Genomic DNA, 16,788 nt, shown 5'->3' on the forward strand with positions numbered 1-16,788 from the left:
ACCGCACGGGCGTGTTCGGGGAGCGCGGGCGCCGAGGCCTCCTGCGCCCGGCGGGGCTCGCGACCGTGGTGGTCGCGAGCCCCCGCGCAGGATCTAGTAACGGTAGTGGTCCGGCTTGAACGGCCCGTTCGGCGGCACGCCCAGGTAGCTCGCCTGCTTCTTCGTGAGCTTCGTGAGCCTCGCGCCGATCTGCTCGAGGTGCAGCGCCGCGACCTTCTCGTCGAGGTGCTTCGGGAGCACGTAGACCTTCTTCTCGTAGGCGGCGCGGTTCGTCGCGAGCTCGAGCTGCGCGAGCGTCTGGTTCGTGAACGAGTTCGACATCACGAAGGAGGGGTGGCCGGTGGCGCAGCCGAGGTTGAGGAGCCGGCCCTCCGCGAGCACGAGCACGCGGTGGCCGTCGGGGAACACGAAGGCGTCGTACTGCGGCTTGATGTTCACGATCTCCACGCCCGGGACCTTCTTCAGGCCGGCGATGTCGATCTCGTTGTCGAAGTGGCCGATGTTGCCGACGATCGCGCAGTCCTTCATCTGCTGCAGGTGCTCGACGGTGATGACATCGAGGTTGCCGGTGGCGGTGACGAACACGTCCGCCTCCTTCACCACGTCCTCGACGCGCACGACCTGGTAGCCCTCCATCGACGCCTGCAGGGCGTTGATGGGATCGACCTCGGTCACCACCACGCGCGCGCCCTGGCCGCGGAGCGCCTGCGCGCAGCCCTTGCCCACGTCGCCGTAGCCGCACACCACGCAGAGCTTGCCGGCGAGCATCACGTCGGTCGCGCGGTTGAGCCCGTCGACGAGCGAGTGGCGGCAGCCGTAGAGGTTGTCGAACTTGGACTTCGTCACCGAGTCGTTCACGTTGATGGCGGGGAAGAGGAGCGTGCCCGCCTTCTGCATCTCGTAGAGCCGGTGGACGCCGGTGGTCGTCTCCTCGGTCACGCCGGCGCAGTCCTTCGCGACGCGGGTCCAGCGCTGCGGGTCCTTCTTGAGCTCGCGGGCGAGGAGCTTCAGGACCACCGCGTACTCCTCGGAGTCTCTCGCGGCCGCGCGCGGCACCTTGCCGGCCTGCTCGAACTCGAAGCCCTTGTGGATGAGGAGCGTGGCGTCGCCGCCGTCGTCCACGATCTGCGTGGGGCCCTTGCCCTCGCCGAAGTCGAGCGCGCGCTCGGTGCAGTCCCAGTACTCCTCGAGCGTCTCGCCCTTCCAGGCGAACACCGGCACCCCGCGCGGCGCCTCCGGCGTGCCGCCGCGCCCCACCACCACCGCCGCGGCGGCGTGGTCCTGGGTCGAGAAGATGTTGCAGCTCGCCCAGCGCACGTCGGCGCCGAGCTCCGCGAGCGTCTCGATGAGCACCGCGGTCTGGATGGTCATGTGCAGGGAGCCGGTGATGCGCTGGCCGGCGAGCGGCTTCTTGCGCGCGTACTCGCGGCGCACCGCCATGAGGCCCGGCATCTCCTTCTCGGCGAGCTCGATCTCCTTGCGGCCCCAGTCGGCGAGCGCGAGGTCCTTCACGCGGTGCTCGATGGGCGCGGCGGGCGGCTTCAGCTGCTTCTTCTTCGCGGCGGGGACGGCCATGGTGCTCTCCTTGATCGTGGCTTCGTGTGGCGGGTTCGGGTGAGGTCGGCTAGCGGCGGCGGGGAACGCGCTCGGCCGTCGCGACGACGAGGCCGGGCCCCCTGGCGCCGGGCTCCGGGGGCAGCGCGCGGGCGCGCGCGGTGGACAGGCCCGCGCCGCCGAGGAGCGCCTCGAGCTCCTCGGGCGCGAAGCCGGGGCGGACCTGGCCCATCCGGCGGCGCAGCGCGGCGTCGGCGTGGCGCGCGGCGTCGAGGACGACGAGCCGGCCGCCCGGGGCGAGCACGCGGGCCGCCTCGCGCAGCGCGACCGCGGGCTCGTCGAGGTAGCCGAGGACGAGCACGAGGAGCGCGGCGTCGCAGCGCCCATCGGCGATGGGCAGGGCCTCGAGCCGCGCCTCGTGCAGCTCGACGTTCGGGAGCGCGGCGCAGCGGCGGCGCGCGGCGCGGAGCATCGCGGCGGACTGGTCCACCGCGACGACCTTGCGCACGCGCGGCGCGAGCTCGGCGGCGAGCGCGCCGGTGCCGCAGCCGAGATCGGCGACGGTCCACGACGCGGGCAACAGCGCGAGGAGCGCCTCGCGCGCGACGCCCGGGCCGTACACCTCGGCGCGGAGCTTGTCCCATGCCCCCGCTGCGCCGGCGAAGAAGCGCTCCGCTCCGTCGCGCCGCGCCCGGACCGCCTGCAGCCGCTCGGCGTCCTGGCGCACCGCCGGCCAGCCCTCGCTCTCCGCGCGGGCGAGGAGCCACAGCCGGCGGGCTCCCGGCGCGACGTCCTCGGCGTAGCCGTAGAGGCTCTGGGTCCCCTGGCGCCTGCTCGAGAGCCAGCCCTGGCCGGAGAGGACCTTCAGGTGCCGCGACACGGTTGACTGCGGCAGCGCCAGCACCTCGCAGAGCTCGAGGACCGAGAGCTCCTTGCGCTCGAGGGCGTGCAGCAGCCGGAGCCGGGTGGGATCGGCGAGCCCCTCCATCCAGCCGAGGAGGGCGTCCGCGGGGGGACGTGCGGGGGCGGGGGCGGTCATCGTTCCATCCGGATGGACGGATATATGGCGTGGGACCCCGCGGCGGTCAAGGACCGCTCCTCGCGGACCCGCGAAAGAGAAAGGGCCCGCCCCGTCTCCGGGTGCGGGCCCTGGCGCGCGGGCTCTGCGAGCGCGGCGCTAGGCGCCGGCGACGGCGCGGACCTTCCCGCCGGCGGCGTCGCGGAGCGCGTCCTTCTTGTCGGTGCGCTCCCAGGTGAACTCCTTCTCCGTCCGGCCGAAGTGGCCGTAGGCGGCGGTCTTCTCGTAGATCGGCCGCAGGAGGTCGAGCCCCTCGATGATCTGCTTCGGCGTGAGGCCGAACACCTCGCGGACGGCCTGGGCGATCCGCTCCTCCGGCACGAGCGCGGTGCCGAACGTCTCGACCATCACGGAGACCGGCTCGGCGACGCCGATCGCGTAGGCGACCTGCACCTCGCAGCGGCGCGCGAGCCCGGCCGCGACGACGTTCTTGGCGATGTGGCGGCCCATGTACGCGGCGGAGCGATCCACCTTGGACGGATCCTTGCCGCTGAACGCGCCGCCGCCGTGGCGGCCCATGCCGCCGTAGGTGTCGACGATGATCTTGCGGCCGGTGACGCCCGTGTCGCCCATGGGCCCGCCGATCACGAAGCGGCCGGTGGGGTTGATGAAGATCTTGGTCTTCTTGTCGATGAGCTTCTTCGGGAGCGCCTTCGCGATGACCTCCTCGCGGATGGCGGCGTGGAGCTTGCGGTTCGAGACGCTCTCGGCGTGCTGGGTCGAGACCACCACCGTGTCGATGCGGGCGACCTTGCCGGCCCGGTACTCGACGGTCACCTGGCTCTTGCCGTCCGGGCGGAGGAAGTCGAGCCCGGCGCGGCGCGCCTTGGCGAGGTGGCGCGTCACGGCGTGCGCGTACTGGATGGGCGCCGGCATGAGCTCGGCCGTCTCGTCGCACGCGTAGCCGAACATCATGCCCTGGTCGCCGGCGCCGCCCGTGTCGACGCCCTGGCCGATGTCGGGCGACTGCTGGTCCACCGCGACGAGCACGCCGCAGGTGTTGCCGTCGAAGCCCATCTCGCCGGAGACGTAGCCGATGCGCTTCACCACCTCGCGCGCGAGCTTCGGGTACTCGATGCGGGCGCTCGTCGTGATCTCGCCGGCGATCATGACGTAGCCGGTCTTGAGCAGCGTCTCGCACGCGACGCGCCCCTTCTCGTCCTGCGCGAGCACCGCGTCGAGGACCGCGTCCGAGATCTGGTCCGCCATCTTGTCGGGATGGCCCTCGGTGACGGACTCGGAGGTGAAGAGGTAGTCGGTGTGCGGCATCGGACGGGTTCTCCGGTGGCGTGGGGGGTGGCGAAAGTACGCGGCGGGAACGGACCCTGTCAATATGACGGATGGCCGTCCACCGCGCGCGTTTTGCGCCGCTCGACGGACCCGGTTCGCCGCGGATCGGACCCGCCGGGCGAGCGGACGGGGGCCCCGACCCTACCCTGACACGGGGCCGAAGGCCGGCTCGGTCTCGAGCAGCTCGGGGAACCTGCGGAGCATCTCGGTGCGCACCTCGCGCTCGATGTCGTCCGCGGTCGTGAACGAGAGGAGCCGGTCGACGAGCTCGCGTCCGTCCGCGGCGCGCGCGGCGCGGACGACGCGCTTCACGAGCGGGATGGCGGAGCCGTTCATCGAGAGCTCGGAGACGCCGAGCCCGATGAGGACGAGCGCGTTCATCGGCTCGCCCGCCATCTCGCCGCACATGGAGACGGGGATCCCCACCCCCTGCGCCGCGTCGCAGATCTGCTTCAGCATCCGCATCACCGCGAGGTGCAGCGGCTTGTAGAGGTAGGCGACGTCCTTGTTCTGGCGGTCGATCCCGAGCGCGTACTGGATGAGGTCGTTCGTGCCGATGGAGAAGAAGTCGCACTCGTTCGCGAGCCGGTCGGCGATGAGCGCCGCGGAGGGAAGCTCGATCATGATCCCGACCGGCACGTCGTCGCGCACCGGCACGCCCTCGCGGCGCAGCTCCTCGCGCACCTCGCCGAGGAGCCGGCGCGCGGCGCGCAGCTCGGCGACCCCCGAGATCATGGGGAACATGATGCGGAGGTTCCCGTGCACCGACGCGCGCAGGAGCGCGCGGAGCTGCACGCGGAACATCTCCGGCTGGCGCAGGCAGTAGCGGATCGCGCGCAGGCCGAGCGCGGGGTTCTCCGCCGGCACGCGCATCCCGACCGGGAGCTTGTCGCCGCCGAGGTCGAAGGTGCGGATCGTCACCGGCTTCGGCGCGAGCGCCTCGAGGACCCGGCGGTAGCTCTGGTACTGCTCGCTCTCGCCGGGCAGGTCGTGGCGGCCGAGGAACAGGAACTCGGTCCGGTAGAGCCCGACCGCCTCGCCGCCGTGCGCGACCAGGCTCGGGACCTCCTCGACGAACTCGATGTTGCCGGCGAGCCGCACGGTGACGTCGTCGAGCGTGCGGGCGGGCAGGTCGCGCGTGCGGAGCAGGACCTGCTCCGCCTCGAGGAACCGCTCGCGCGCGACCTCGTACTCGACCCGATCGCCCGGGGACGGGTTGATCACCACGACGCCGCGGCTGCCGTCGACGGCGATCCAGTCGCCCCGGCTGGCGAGCGAGGTGATGCGCCCCACCCCCACCACCGCCGGCACCTCGAGGGCGCGCGCCACGATGGCGGTGTGGGAGGTCTTCGCCCCGGTGTCGGTCACGAACGCGGCGACCTTGCGCTCGTGGAGCAGGAGCGCCGTGTCGGCCGGCGACAGATCGTGCGCGACGATGATCGCGCCCTCCGGCGGCGGCTCCTCCACGTCCGGCGCCTGGCCGAGGAGGTTCTTGATGACGCGCTCGCCGACGTAGTCCACGTCGGCGCGGCGCTCCTTGAAGTACTCGTCGGCCAGCTCGTGGAACGCGCTCTTGATCTTGCGGACGGCGCGCTTCACCGCCCACTCGGCGTTGATGCGATCCTCCCGGATGAGGCGCTGCGCCTCGAGGACGAGCATCTCGTCCTTCAGCATCATCCGGTGCATGTCGATGATGGCGGTGTGCTCGGCGCCGCCCTGCGCCCCCTGCGCCCGCTCCACCTTCTCGCGCACCTCCGCGAGCTGCAGGTCCGAGATCTCGAGGGCGGTGCGCAGCCGGGCCAGCTCGCTCTCCACCTCCTCCGGGGCGAGCCGGCGCTTCGGCGCGCGCACCCGCCGCCGGTCCACCGGCCAGCATCGCCCGATCGCGATCCCGGGGGAGGCGGCGATGCCGACGAGGATGGAGGCGGAGGCCGGCGTCATTTCTCTCCGAACCCGCCCTCGATCACCTTCGCGAGCGCGGTCATCGCCGCTTCGGCGTCCTCTCCCTCCACGACCACGATGATCGAGGAGCCCTTCGCGGCCGCGAGCGTGAGCACGCCCATGATGCTCTTGCCGTTCACCTGCATCCCGTCCTTCTCGACGTGGATCTCGGAGCGGAAGCGGTTCGCGGTCTGCACGAGCTGCGCCGCGGCGCGGGCGTGGAGCCCGAGCGAGTTGACGATGACGAAGGTGCGCTCGTGCCTGGGCATGCGGCTAGCTGCTCCAGTGGAGGTGGCCCGCCACCGCGGCCGCGATGCCCGCGAGGGCGGCGACGTAGGCGGTGGGGAGGAGGCGCGCGCCCCGCGCCAGGGCGGCGTAGCCCGCCCCTGCCGCGAGCGCGGCGACGATCCCGGCCGCGGCTCCCGCCGCGCCGGCGCCGCGGAGGACGACGATGGCCGCCGCGACGCCGCACAGGGCGACGCCGGCGGCGCGCAGGCGCTCGGCCGCGAGGGGCAGCCCGAGGCGGGCGATCACCGGGATGACGGCGTCCCCGCCCCGGTAGGCGGCGCGGAAGAGCCCGAGGCGGAGCGAGAAGTGGATGACGTCGTAGAGGACGATGGCCGCGACCACCGCCGGGACGCCGATCACGAGCGCGCCGGCCGCGCCGAGCGCGCCGCAGAACGGGCGGAGCGCCGTCCAGAAGAAGCCGTCCCCGAGCGCCGCGAGCGGCCCCTGGAGCGTGGCCTTGTAGCGGATGGGCGCGGAGGCCGGCTCCTCGCCCGCGGCGACCCGCTCCTCGTGGTGGATCGCGCCGCCCACGATGGCGGCCGCCATGAACGGATGGCAGTTGAAGAACTGGAGGTGCCGCTCGAGCGCCTCGCGGCGCCGGGCGGGCTCGGGATAGAGCACGGCGAGCGCGGGCTCGATCGCGTAGGCGAAGCCGAGGTTCTGCATGCCGCGCCGGTTCCAGGCGGCCTGGAGGAACAGGCAGCGCCAGAACACGCGGGCGAGCGTCCGGGCGGGGACGCGGGCCGGGCTCACGACAGCGCCCCCCCGATGAGGAGGCCGGCCACGAGCGCGCCGCCGAGCGCGCCGTAGAAGAAGCGCGGCGCCTCGCGCGCGCGGAGCGCCTTCGCGCCCGACGCGGCGGCGAGCGCCGCGAAGGCGAAGAACCCGAGCCTGAGCGGGCCCGACGCGGCGGGCACGGCGCGCAGGAACGCGGGGATCACCGCGGCGGCGAGCGCGGCGCCCGCGGGGGCGAGGAGCGCCGCGACGGCGAACGGGGCGGCGAGGCCGCCGAGGTTCCAGCGAACCGCGGCGCCCGGGTCGCCGCCCGCGAGCGCCGCCTCCGCGCGCTCCACGAGCCGATCGTTCCAGATCTCGACGTGGCGATCCGCCCGGCGGCCGACGAGGGCGAGCGGCGCGCAGAGGAGCACGGCCAGGATCGCCACCTCGGGCGAGACGGCCACCCCGAGCGCGCGCCCGGCGAGGACCGCGCCGCCCGTGATCGCCACGGTCCCGAGCGCCTCGTGCACGGGGAGCGCGGCGCCGAGGTTCACCGCCCCGAGCCAGAGCAGCTCGAGCGGTGGGGCGACGAGGAGGCCGCCCTGCGGGTCACCGAGCGCCCAGCCGGTCATCGGCGCGAGCGCGATCGGCCGCGAGAGCATGGCCTGCAGAAAGCCTTTGCGCTCCACCGCGGCCAGGCCCGCGACGACCCCTAGGACGAGGTAGGACAAGCCCAAGCAGTGTAACCTAACGGGCCGCGGCGTACCGGCGTTCGATCTCTTCGATCCCCGCGGGGGCTTCGGTGGGCACCGAGCGGGCCTCGACCTCGAAGCCGGCCGCGGTGAGCTCGCGCAGCGTCCGGATCTCGTCTTCCGAGAGGAAAACCGACGGCGTGACGCACCGCCGCCCCGGGCCGAAGTGGACGTTGCCCACGTTGAGGCGCGGCGCCTGCGCCGGCGTGAGGCCGGCCGCGCGGGCCTCGGCGAGCTGCGCGACGTCGCGGACGAGCACGAGCACCGGCCACCCCGACGCCGCCAGCGCCCCGAAGTCGATCGCCCGGAGGGGCTCGATGCGCACCGGCAGCTCGGGCGGGACGCACAGCGTCATCGCCGCCCGGGCGAGCCCGCTCGACGCGGCCTCGTCGTCCGCGACGACGACTTCCTTCACCCCCAGGCGAGGGAGCCAGGTCTCGAGCACCTGGCCGTGGAGGAGCCGGTTGTCGACGCGGACGAGGGAGATCACGGGGTAGAGACGGCTGCGCGGGCGCGGCGATTCACGACGACCGGCTCGTGCGTGTCCGAGTGCGCAGGAGCTCGGACGCGAGCGTGATGTTCTTCTGGCCGTAGCCGGTGAGGAGCTCGGCGGTGGCGTGGAGGCCGAGGTTCTCCGCCCGGGCGGTGGCGAGCTTCAGCACCATGGGCAGGTTCACGCCGGTGACGACCTCGAGCTTGTCGTCGAGGAAGGTGAGCGCGAGGTTCGCCGGGGTGCCGCCGAACATGTCGGTGAGGACGAGCACGCCCTCGCCGGTGTCGACGCGCTTCACGGCCTCGCCGAGGCGGGTGCGGCAGTCCTCCATGGACGAGCCCGCGCCGATGCTCACCGCCTCGGACTGCTCGAGGCGACCGACGATGCCCTCCGCGGTGCGGAGGAGCTCCTCCGCGAGACTGCCGTGCGTGGCGACGACGAGACCGACCATTCAGGATGCTCCTCCCCCGGCGCGCGGCGTACCATAGCCTCGGGCGCCGCGGGGGGCCAGCGGTGCTGGCGCCTCACTCCTTCTCGACGTCCCGGTGCCACAGGCGGACCGGCTGCCCGCCCGCCTCCAGGCGCTCGGAGAGCGCGCCGGCGAGGGCCACCGAGCGGTGCCTCCCGCCGGTGCAGCCGATCGCGATGGTGAGATAGCTCTTCCCCTCGGCGCGGTAGCGCGGGAGCAGGAAGCCGAGCAGGTCCACGATCCGCTCGAGGAAGGCCTTCGCGTCCGCCTGGCCGAGCACGAAGCTCGCCACGCGCGGGTCGGTGCCCGGGTGCGGCTTCAGCTCGGGGATGAAGTAGGGGTTCGGCAGGAAGCGCACGTCGAGCACGAGGTCGGCGTGGGTGGGCAGGCCGAAGCGGAACCCGAACGACACCACCGTGACGCCGAGCCGGGCGCCCTCCGAGGACCCGAAGCGTCGCGTGACGAGCCGCTTCAGCTCGTGGACGTTCAGCGTCGTCGTGTCGATCACCTCGTCGGCGATCGCCTTCAGCGCGGCGAGGGCGCGGCGCTCGGCGGCGATGCCGTCCGGGACCGTGCCGGTCTCGCCGGCGAGCGGGTGGCGCCGCCGCGTCTCGGAGTAGCGGCGCACGAGGGACTCGTCGGACGCGTCGAGGAACAGCACCTCGACGTCTGCTCCCTGCTGGCGGATCTCCCGGATGACGCGCGGGGCGTCGGCGAGGAAGCGCCCCTCGCGCGCGTCGACGACGAGCGCGATGCGCGAGACCTCCCCGGCGGTGTGGCCCGAGAGCTCGAGCAGCTTCTCGAGGAACAGGATGGGCAGGTTGTCGACGCAGTAGAAGCCCGCGTCCTCGAGCGCACGGAGCGCGGTGGACTTCCCCGAGCCGGACACGCCGGTGAGGATCACGACCTCCGCCACGCCGTGGTTCGCGTTCTCGGTCATTCGACGTCCAGCTCCCCTACGCGCCCGCCGGGGGCGAGCGCGATCGCGCGGTTCAGCCGCTCCTGGAACTCGCGGGCGGAGTGGTGGCCCTGGAGCTTCAGGAGGTGGTTGCGCGCCGCGACCTCGACGATGGTGGTCATGTTGCGGCCCGGGCGAACCGGGACGATGAGCATCGGGATCTCCACGTCGAGGATGCGGAACTTCTTCTCCTCGACGCCGAGGCGGTCGTACTCGACGCTGGGATCCCACTCCACGAGCTCGAGGACGATCTCGATCTTCTTCCGCTCGCGGATGGACGCGACGCCGAAGAGGTCCTTGATGTTGATGATCCCGAGCCCGCGGATCTCCATGTGGTGCTTGATGATCTCGGAGCCCGCGCCGTAGACGGAGTCGGGGGTGCGCCGCTTCACGTCGACGATGTCGTCCGCGACGAGCCGGTGACCGCGCATGATGAGGTCGAGCGCGATCTCGCTCTTGCCGATGCCCGACTTTCCGAGGAGGAGGATGCCCACGCCGAAGACGTCGAGCAGCACCCCGTGCATCGAGGTCTGCGCGGTGAGGATGTCCTCGAGGTAGTTCTGGACGCCCTCGATGAACGTCGAGCTGAGGTGCGTGGTGCGGAGGAGCGGTACGCCGGACTCGTCGGCCGCGGCGGCCATCTCGGGCGGCACCTCGAGCCCCTTCGTCACGACGAGGCAGGCGATGTCGGCGGAGAAGAAGCTCCGCAGGACGTCCACCGCGCGCTCGCGCGGCAGCGTCGCCAGATAGCTCATCTCGGTGTTGCCGAACACCTGGACCCGCTCGCGGTGGAGGTTCTCGGTGAAGCCGGCCAGCACGAGCCCGGGCTTCTGGATCCGGGCGGAGCTGATGCGGCGCGAGAGCCCCTGCTTGCCCGCGACGAGGGTGAGCCGGAGGTCGAACTTCTTGTCGTCGAGGAGGGCCCCGACGCGGATCGCGTCCATCGCGGCGGAGTCTAACCCGCGGAAACGGCTGGCCGCTACCTCGTCGGCACGCCCCCTTGGACGCGGGCGCGCGCCCGTGGCCCGCACGGCGGGGCCGGCGCGAAGCTCCTGCGCGCGGCAAGCGGACGGAGCGAGCGGGCGAGTGGCCTGCGGCGGCGGCCATGGCCGCGGCCGGCGCGCGCGGGAGGGCACCGCGCCGCCGTCCCCCGCACCATTCGTGTAGTCGGCGCTCGCCGGCCGCCCCGGGGCGCCCTCGCTTCCCTCGCGCGGCCGGCGCGGCCGTCGCCCCGGTGGGGGCCCGCGCGAGGGCACGCGGCCCGACTCGCGCGTTGACGGTATGCTCGCCCGGTCACTAGATTGCCCCGCTCCGATGCAGCTCAAGGTCCTCTACCACGGCAACTGCTTCGACGGCTGCGCCTCGGCGGCCGTCTTCAGCCGCTTCTTCGCCGAGCGCGAGGGCACGCGGCTCTCGACGGTGCGCCACGTCCCGCTGCAGCACGGCGCGGGAGAGCCGTTCCCCCCCGGCGTCTTCGACGCCGACGTGAACGCCTGCGTCGACTTCCGCTTCTCTCCGTCGCCCGACCTTCACTGGTGGTTCGATCATCACGCGAGCGCGTTCCCCACGCCGCAGGATCGCGTCGTGTTCGAGCGGGACGCGAGCGGCCAGAAGTTCTGGGATCCGGGCGCGCCGAGCTGCGCCGGCTTCATGGCGCGCTCGCTCGCGGAGCGCTTCGAGTGGCGCGCCGACGACCTCGCCGAGCTCGTCCGCTGGGCCGACGTCATCGACGCGGCGCGGTTCGACTCGCCCGCGACCGCGGTGCGGCTCGAGGCGCCGGCGCTCCGCATCATGACGCTGCTCGAGGCGACCCGGGACCCGGCGGTCCCCGCCCGGCTCATCGAGGCCCTGCAGCACCGGCCGCTCGGCGAGATCGCGGCCGAGCCCTGGGTCGCGGGGCCGCTCGAGCCCATCCTCGCGCGGCACGCGGAGGCCATCGAGGTGTACCGTCGGCTCGCCCGCGTCGAGCAGGGCGTCGTCACCATCGATCTCACCGGCACGCCCATCGAGTCGGCCAACAAGTTCATCGCGTATGAGCTCTTCCCGGAGGCCCGCTATACCGTGGTCGTGAGCCGCGATCCCAAGCGCGCCAAGGTGTCGGTCGGCTCGAATCCGTGGGCCCGGCCGGCGCGCGCGCACGACATCTCCAAGCTGTGCGAGCGGTACGGCGGCGGCGGCCACCCGGTCGTCGGCGCTGTCTCGATCGCACCTGATCGCGTCGAGGACGCACGGCGCATCGCCGGCGAGATCGCCGCGGCGCTGCGCACGGAGCCGACCGCGCCATGACCCCCGGCCAGTACATCCTCGTCGTCGACGACGACGACGACTTCCGCGAGGCGCTCTCCGAGGTGCTCGTCGAGGCGGGCTACCCGGTGCAGAAGGCCGAGAACGGCGAGGTCGCGCTGCAGCGGGTCGCCGACGAGGCGCCCGGCGTCGTGCTGCTCGACCTCAAGATGCCGGTGCTCGACGGCTGGGGCGTGATGGAGCGCATGCGCGGCGACGCCAAGAGCTCGGCGGTGCCGATCCTGATCCTCTCCGCGTACGGGTTCGAGTGGGAGGCGGAGCTCCTCGGCGCGCAGGGCTACATCCCGAAGTCCGTCGGGATGGACGAGATCCTCGAGCGCGTCCGCAAGGCCGCCGGCCCCCCGCCGATGCGGCATTGAGGACCCCCTCCGAGCCTCCCGTCGCGCCGACCCCCGCCTCACGACCTCGCCGAGCGGTCACGACCCGACCCCTCGCCGCGGGAGGGCCCCGCGCGAAGCGCGGGAGGGGCGAAGCCCCTCCGGCGGGGAACGGTCGCGAACCCGCGAAGCGGGCGCGACCGTTCACGGGCCCCGCCGAGCCGGGGGGGGGCCCCCGAGCAGGGGTGGGGCCCCGACGACGGCGGCCAGCCGTCGGCGGGGCGGGGGCGCAGCCCCCGTTCTTAGTGGCTCGTGATCACCAGCTCCGGCCCGGGCGTCACGGGCGCGCAGCCGCCCTCCCACACGTCGAAGACCCGGAAGCGCTGGTCCCAGAGCTTCCGCAAGAGCGGCATCGCCACGTTGTAGACGGGGATGCCCTTGGGCGTCCTGCCGTCCGGCTTGCCGTGGTGAGCGTGGCCGTGGAACACGGCGCACGCGCCGAACGCCTCGCACGGCACGGAGAGGCGCGACGTACCGAGGTAGGGACGGATCTCCGCCTCCTCGCCCTGGCAGGTCTCGGCGATGGGCGCGTAGTGCGTCATGACGATCTTCATCGGCGTGTCGAGCTGGCCGAGCGCGGCCTCGAGCTTCAGCGCCTCGTTCACCGCCTCCTGCACGAACGCCTTGATGATCGGCTCGCCGAAGGCCTGCAGCATCGCCCGCTCGAACCCTCCGGCGAAACCCTTCACGCCGGCGATGCCGACGCGCTTGTCGAACACGGCGTGGTCGCCGTCGAGCACCTCGATGCTCGCTTCGCCGAGGATCCGGACGACCTCCTTCACCACCCCGCCCTCGAAGTCGTGGTTGCCGAGCACCGCGGCGCACGGCACGCGCAGGAGCGCGAACGCCTCGGCGAGCGTCTTCGCCTCCTCGATGGTGCCGTGATCGGTGAGGTCGCCGGCGAGCAGGAGCCCCTCCGCCTCGCCGTTCACCACCTTCACGAGCTCGCGGAAGCGGCCGTGCTGGTCCTGCCGGCAGTGAAGATCAGCGACCGCCGCCAGCCGGAAGGTCCCGTTCCCATCCGCCATCGTTCTCCTTCCTCGCGGTCCGCTCGCCTTCGTCCCACGCGCGGCCATCCTCGTAGCCGAGGTGCTCGAGGTCGTGCCGGTACTGCACGCGCGAGATCAGCGTCCCGCGGCAGACCGGGCGTACGTGGTTCCCCTCCGCGATGTCCGCCCGCGTCCGCTCCATGAGCGTGTGAAGCACGCGGTCCGGCACCTTGCCCCGCTCACAGGGAAAGGCGAACCGGTAGAGCATGAGGTGCGAGAAGAGCACCTCCCAGTAGCGCTCGAAGCGCATGAGGAGCCGGTCCCAGTCGAGCGACTCGCCGCACGCCCGCAAGAGGTGGTTCACGTCCGCGCCGTCGTAGCGCTCGCGTTCGAGGACGAAGCCCTTCGACCAGATGATCTCCTCGGGGGGCGCGAGCAGCACGTCGACGCCCATCACGCGCCCGGGCCGGGCGTGCTCGAACCACAGGTCGTCGACCACGGCGACGCCGTTCCCGGAGGAGAAGATGAGGTCCACGAACCACTCGCCCCGGAAGCCCTTCCCGATCCAGGACGGATCGGTGATCTCGGTCCGGAACCCGGCGCCCTCCAGGACCCGGAAGGCGTCCTCGAGGTCGCGCTCGCGGAGGAAGATGTCGAGGTCCTTCGTGTCGCGAAAGATGCCCGTGTACTCGAAGAAGGCGTACGCCCCGGCGACGAGGTGCGGCACGCCGGCCTCCGAGAGCGCGCGCAGCGCGTCCACGCGCGCGTCGAGCTCGCCCGCGTCGCGATCGCGAGTCACGAGATGTTCCCCCGGCCGTTCGGTCGTTTCGGTCGAGATCATGACGAGAACTTGCGGCTCGCGGTCGCAGGGAGGAAGCCCGCAGGGCGGCGCCCCGGGATCTGCCGGCGGAGCGCCGTTGCCCGGCGTCCGGCGCAGGCGCACGTTCGATCGAGGGACCTTTCCGTCGAGGACGGTGCGACGTGCTCCTCGCCTGCCACAGCTCGAGGCTCGCCGCCCTGCTGACGGCCGCGCTGGCCCTCGCGTGCAAGCGCGGCGGCGAGGCGGCGCGCGAGCAGGCCCCCGCGGAGGCGCCCGCCACGGTCGCGCAGCGCGACGGCCGCACGCCGGGCGAGCGGTCGTCGGGCCTGGAGGAGAGCCGGCGGGCGGACCGACACCGCCGGGCGGCCGCGCGCGCGAGGGCGATCCGGAAGATCGAGGGGACGCTCGAGCGTAACGCCGACGGGCGAGTGGTCATCCGTGCGCCGGGCGAGGAGAGCGTGGTCCTGAGGGTCGGGAGCGCCACCGCGATCACGCTCGACGGACGGGCCGCGCCGCTCGGCTCGCTGCGCGAGGGGACCGAGGTGCGGGCGTCGTACGAGAGCGGGCGCGGAGGGCGGCCGACCGCGCTCACGCTCGACGCGCGCTCCGCGCCGCGGACCGGCCGCGGAGCCCCGGAGGGACCGGCCCCCGACGCGCGCTGGGTGCCGAACACCGGGGAGCGGGGGAGCGACGGGGGCGGGTGAGGACGCTCAGCCGTCCTCTCGCCCGTCGTCGTCGGCGAGATCCGCGCGGGTGACCGCGCCGTCGCCGAAGCGGCGCGCCAGCGCGTCGAGCGCGGCGTTGAGCGACCGGCGCTTCTCCACCTCAGGCGGCGGCGGCGGCGCGGCGCCCTGGAACAGATCGAGCTGCCCGCGCTCGGCCTCGTCCGCGAACCCGGAGACCGACACGCCGGTGAGCCGCACCGGGCGCTCCGCGTCGACTCGCGCGAGCTGCGCGCGGGCCGCCTCGAAGATCGCGCGGTCGTCGTCGGTCGCCTCCGCGAGCGTGGTGCGGCGCGTGACGAGGGTGAAGTCGGCGTACTTCACCTTGAGCGTCACGACGTGGCCGGCGAGCCCGACGGCGCGCAGCCGCCGGCCGACGCGCCCGGCCTGCGCGAGGAGGGCCCGCTCCAGCGCGGCGCGGCCGGTGAGGTCCTCGCCGAAGGTCTCCTCCGCGCCGACCGACTTCGCCGCCTCGTCGGGCACGACCTCCCGCGGATCCTCGCCGAGCGCCAGCGCGCGGAGCCCGCGCGCGTGCGAGGCACCCAGCGCGGCCGCGAGGGCGGTGTCCGGCGTGCGACCCAGGTCGCCGATGGTGGCGACGCCGAGCTTGCGAAGCGCAGCCTCGGTCACCGGGCCCACGCCCCACAGCCGGCCGACCGGCAAGGGCGCGAGGAACGCTGCGACGCCGCCCTCCGGCACCTCGACGAGCCCGTCGGGCTTGCCGAGGTCGGTCGCGATCTTGGCGGCGAGCTTCACCTCCGCGACGCCCGCCGAGACGGCGAGCCCGCACTCCGCGCGCACGGCGCGCTTGAGCGCGGTCGCGATGTCGCGCCCTCCGCCGTGCAGCGCGCGGCTCGCGGTGACGTCGAGGAACGCCTCGTCGAGCGAGAGCGGCTCGACGAGCGGCGTGTAGCGCCGGTAGATCCCGAACACCCGCTCGGAGAGCGCCGAGTAGCGATCGAAGCGGGGCGGGAGGAACACGCCCTGCGGGCAGAGCTTGCGCGCCTGCGCCGTCGGCATCGCGGAGCGGACGCCGAACCGCCGCGCCTCGTAGCTCGCCGCGCACACCACCCCGCGCCGCGACGGCCCACCGACGATCACCGGGCGACCGCGCAACGACGGCTCGTCGAGCTGCTCCACCGACGCGTAGAACGCGTCCAGGTCGAGGTGGAGGATCGTGCGCGGGCCGGCGGTCATTCGCCTCCTTCTATATGCCGGCTCGCCCACCCTCCGGACGGGGGCGCAAGCGGACTTGACCCAGGTCAACGCGACCGGTATTCAGGCTTTCATGGACGGCTCGGTCGCCACCCGCAAGGCGGGCGCCCCGCGTGCGGGGATCGCGGAGCGGATCTGGGACGCGGCGCGCACCGAGTTCTCGAAGCGCGGCTACCACGGCGCCCGGGTCCAGGGCATCGCCCGCGGCGCCTCCTGCAACGTGGCCCTCATCTACCGCCACTGGGCTTCCAAGCGCGCGCTCTACCTCGACATCCTCCGAGCGGTCTGGCTCGGCTCGGCGAACGAGATCGCGCGGCTCGTCCAGCTCGGACCCGGCGGCCCGGCCTCGGTCGTGGCGGCCTACCTCGACGCGATGATGAAGGATCCGATGGGCGCACAGATCCTCATCCGCGAGTACCTCGACGGCGCACCCTTCCTCTCGCAGCTCACCCAGACCGACCCGGCGCTCCTCGAGCCGGTCCGGCGCGCCGCCGACGCGCTCGCTCAGGGCGGCGCCGGCGACGGGCTCGACCCGATCCTCGCGGTCGTGACGGTGGGCGGGCTCGCCGCGCTCGTCGCGTCGTCCCGCGAGGCGGCGCGGCCGTTCGTGCAGGAGCCGCTCGCGCCGGAGGCGTGGCGGCGGCACGTGTTCGAGCTGCTCGTGAACGGCCTCACGCCGGCGCGGCCGGCCGCGCCGAACGGCTCGGCGACGCCCCCGGCCGACGAGGCGACAATTTAACGGGGGCTGCGCCCCCGCCCCCCCCCCCCCCCCCCCCCCCCGCGCGGGGGGCCCCCCCCCACCCCCGGGGCCCCGCACCAAG

18 protein-coding genes are annotated in these 16,788 nt (G+C 73.4%); 4 read left to right on the plus strand and 14 right to left on the minus strand.

Annotation, left to right across the window (positions count from 1 at the left end):
* Positions 1 to 93: 93 nt before the first annotated feature.
* From ahcY to hprK, 11 genes are all read right to left on the minus strand, one after another.
* Entirely contained in the window at positions 94 to 1,575 is a 1,482-nt protein-coding gene (gene ahcY / locus MNY62_RS20610; RefSeq protein ID WP_242346237.1) for an adenosylhomocysteinase, read from the minus strand.
* Between the two features lie 49 nt (positions 1,576 to 1,624).
* A complete protein-coding gene (locus tag MNY62_RS20615; RefSeq protein WP_242346238.1) occupies positions 1,625 to 2,593 on the minus strand; it encodes an ArsR/SmtB family transcription factor in 969 nt (322 codons plus the stop codon).
* A gap of 138 nt (positions 2,594 to 2,731) precedes the next feature.
* On the minus strand, positions 2,732 to 3,901 hold the full coding sequence (gene metK, locus MNY62_RS20620; RefSeq protein WP_242346239.1) for a methionine adenosyltransferase: 1,170 nt from the start codon (positions 3,899 to 3,901) through the stop codon (positions 2,732 to 2,734).
* Positions 3,902 to 4,063: 162 nt separating this feature from the next.
* Complete coding sequence (ptsP, locus tag MNY62_RS20625; RefSeq protein WP_242346240.1) at positions 4,064 to 5,863, minus strand: phosphoenolpyruvate--protein phosphotransferase; 1,800 nt, start codon at positions 5,861 to 5,863, stop codon at positions 4,064 to 4,066.
* A complete protein-coding gene (locus MNY62_RS20630) occupies positions 5,860 to 6,132 on the minus strand; it encodes an HPr family phosphocarrier protein (RefSeq protein WP_242346241.1) in 273 nt (90 codons plus the stop codon). The genes ptsP and MNY62_RS20630 overlap by 4 nt, the downstream gene beginning before the upstream one ends.
* A gap of 4 nt (positions 6,133 to 6,136) precedes the next feature.
* A complete protein-coding gene (locus MNY62_RS20635) occupies positions 6,137 to 6,904 on the minus strand; it encodes a PTS system mannose/fructose/sorbose family transporter subunit IID (protein ID WP_242346242.1) in 768 nt (255 codons plus the stop codon).
* Positions 6,901 to 7,605, minus strand: a complete 705-nt coding sequence (locus MNY62_RS20640) for a PTS sugar transporter subunit IIC (protein WP_242346243.1) — start codon at positions 7,603 to 7,605, stop codon at positions 6,901 to 6,903. Before MNY62_RS20640 ends, MNY62_RS20635 begins: the two co-directional genes overlap by 4 nt.
* A gap of 10 nt (positions 7,606 to 7,615) precedes the next feature.
* A complete protein-coding gene (locus tag MNY62_RS20645) occupies positions 7,616 to 8,110 on the minus strand; it encodes a PTS sugar transporter subunit IIB (RefSeq protein WP_242346244.1) in 495 nt (164 codons plus the stop codon).
* 31 nt (positions 8,111 to 8,141) lie between these two features.
* The gene (locus tag MNY62_RS20650; RefSeq protein WP_242346245.1) at positions 8,142 to 8,564 is read right to left on the minus strand and encodes a PTS sugar transporter subunit IIA; all 423 of its coding nucleotides are present in this window, start codon (positions 8,562 to 8,564) and stop codon (positions 8,142 to 8,144) included.
* 73 nt (positions 8,565 to 8,637) lie between these two features.
* Positions 8,638 to 9,522 (minus strand): RNase adapter RapZ, encoded by an 885-nt coding sequence (rapZ, locus tag MNY62_RS20655; RefSeq protein ID WP_242346246.1) that lies wholly within the window; start codon positions 9,520 to 9,522, stop codon positions 8,638 to 8,640.
* Entirely contained in the window at positions 9,519 to 10,484 is a 966-nt protein-coding gene (hprK, locus tag MNY62_RS20660; protein ID WP_242346247.1) for an HPr(Ser) kinase/phosphatase, read from the minus strand. The genes rapZ and hprK overlap by 4 nt, the downstream gene beginning before the upstream one ends.
* Before the next feature lie 370 nt (positions 10,485 to 10,854).
* Between hprK and MNY62_RS20665 the strand changes: the two genes are divergently transcribed.
* Together MNY62_RS20665 and MNY62_RS20670 are read left to right on the plus strand one after the other, a co-directional pair.
* Complete coding sequence (locus MNY62_RS20665; protein ID WP_242346248.1) at positions 10,855 to 11,826, plus strand: DHH family phosphoesterase; 972 nt, start codon at positions 10,855 to 10,857, stop codon at positions 11,824 to 11,826.
* Positions 11,823 to 12,203, plus strand: a complete 381-nt coding sequence (locus MNY62_RS20670; protein WP_242346249.1) for a response regulator — start codon at positions 11,823 to 11,825, stop codon at positions 12,201 to 12,203. The genes MNY62_RS20665 and MNY62_RS20670 overlap by 4 nt, the downstream gene beginning before the upstream one ends.
* Positions 12,204 to 12,463: 260 nt before the next feature.
* Here MNY62_RS20670 and MNY62_RS20675 read toward each other — a convergent pair whose 3' ends face one another.
* Both MNY62_RS20675 and MNY62_RS20680 read right to left on the minus strand, forming a co-directional pair.
* Positions 12,464 to 13,249, minus strand: coding sequence for a metallophosphoesterase family protein (locus MNY62_RS20675; protein WP_242346250.1), 786 nt, complete (start codon positions 13,247 to 13,249; stop codon positions 12,464 to 12,466).
* Positions 13,206 to 14,051, minus strand: coding sequence for a nucleotidyltransferase family protein (locus tag MNY62_RS20680; protein ID WP_408629099.1), 846 nt, complete (start codon positions 14,049 to 14,051; stop codon positions 13,206 to 13,208). Before MNY62_RS20680 ends, MNY62_RS20675 begins: the two co-directional genes overlap by 44 nt.
* 140 nt (positions 14,052 to 14,191) lie before the next feature.
* On the opposite strand from MNY62_RS20680, the gene MNY62_RS20685 reads away from it, so the two are divergent.
* Positions 14,192 to 14,734 carry a hypothetical protein gene (locus tag MNY62_RS20685; RefSeq protein WP_242346252.1) on the plus strand — a complete coding sequence of 181 codons (543 nt, stop codon included), beginning with the start codon at positions 14,192 to 14,194 and terminating at the stop codon, positions 14,732 to 14,734.
* Between the two features lie 6 nt (positions 14,735 to 14,740).
* On the opposite strand, the gene MNY62_RS20690 is transcribed toward MNY62_RS20685, so the two are convergent.
* The gene (locus MNY62_RS20690) at positions 14,741 to 15,949 is read right to left on the minus strand and encodes a DNA polymerase IV (RefSeq protein WP_242346253.1); all 1,209 of its coding nucleotides are present in this window, start codon (positions 15,947 to 15,949) and stop codon (positions 14,741 to 14,743) included.
* Positions 15,950 to 16,040: 91 nt separating this feature from the next.
* Here MNY62_RS20690 and MNY62_RS20695 point away from each other — a divergent pair, with 91 nt between their 5' ends.
* Positions 16,041 to 16,706 (plus strand): TetR/AcrR family transcriptional regulator, encoded by a 666-nt coding sequence (locus MNY62_RS20695; protein WP_242346254.1) that lies wholly within the window; start codon positions 16,041 to 16,043, stop codon positions 16,704 to 16,706.
* The last annotated feature ends 82 nt before the right edge of the window (positions 16,707 to 16,788 follow it).

Source organism: Anaeromyxobacter terrae, from assembly GCF_022690685.1.
GTDB classification, from domain to species: domain Bacteria; phylum Myxococcota; class Myxococcia; order Myxococcales; family Anaeromyxobacteraceae; genus Anaeromyxobacter; species Anaeromyxobacter terrae.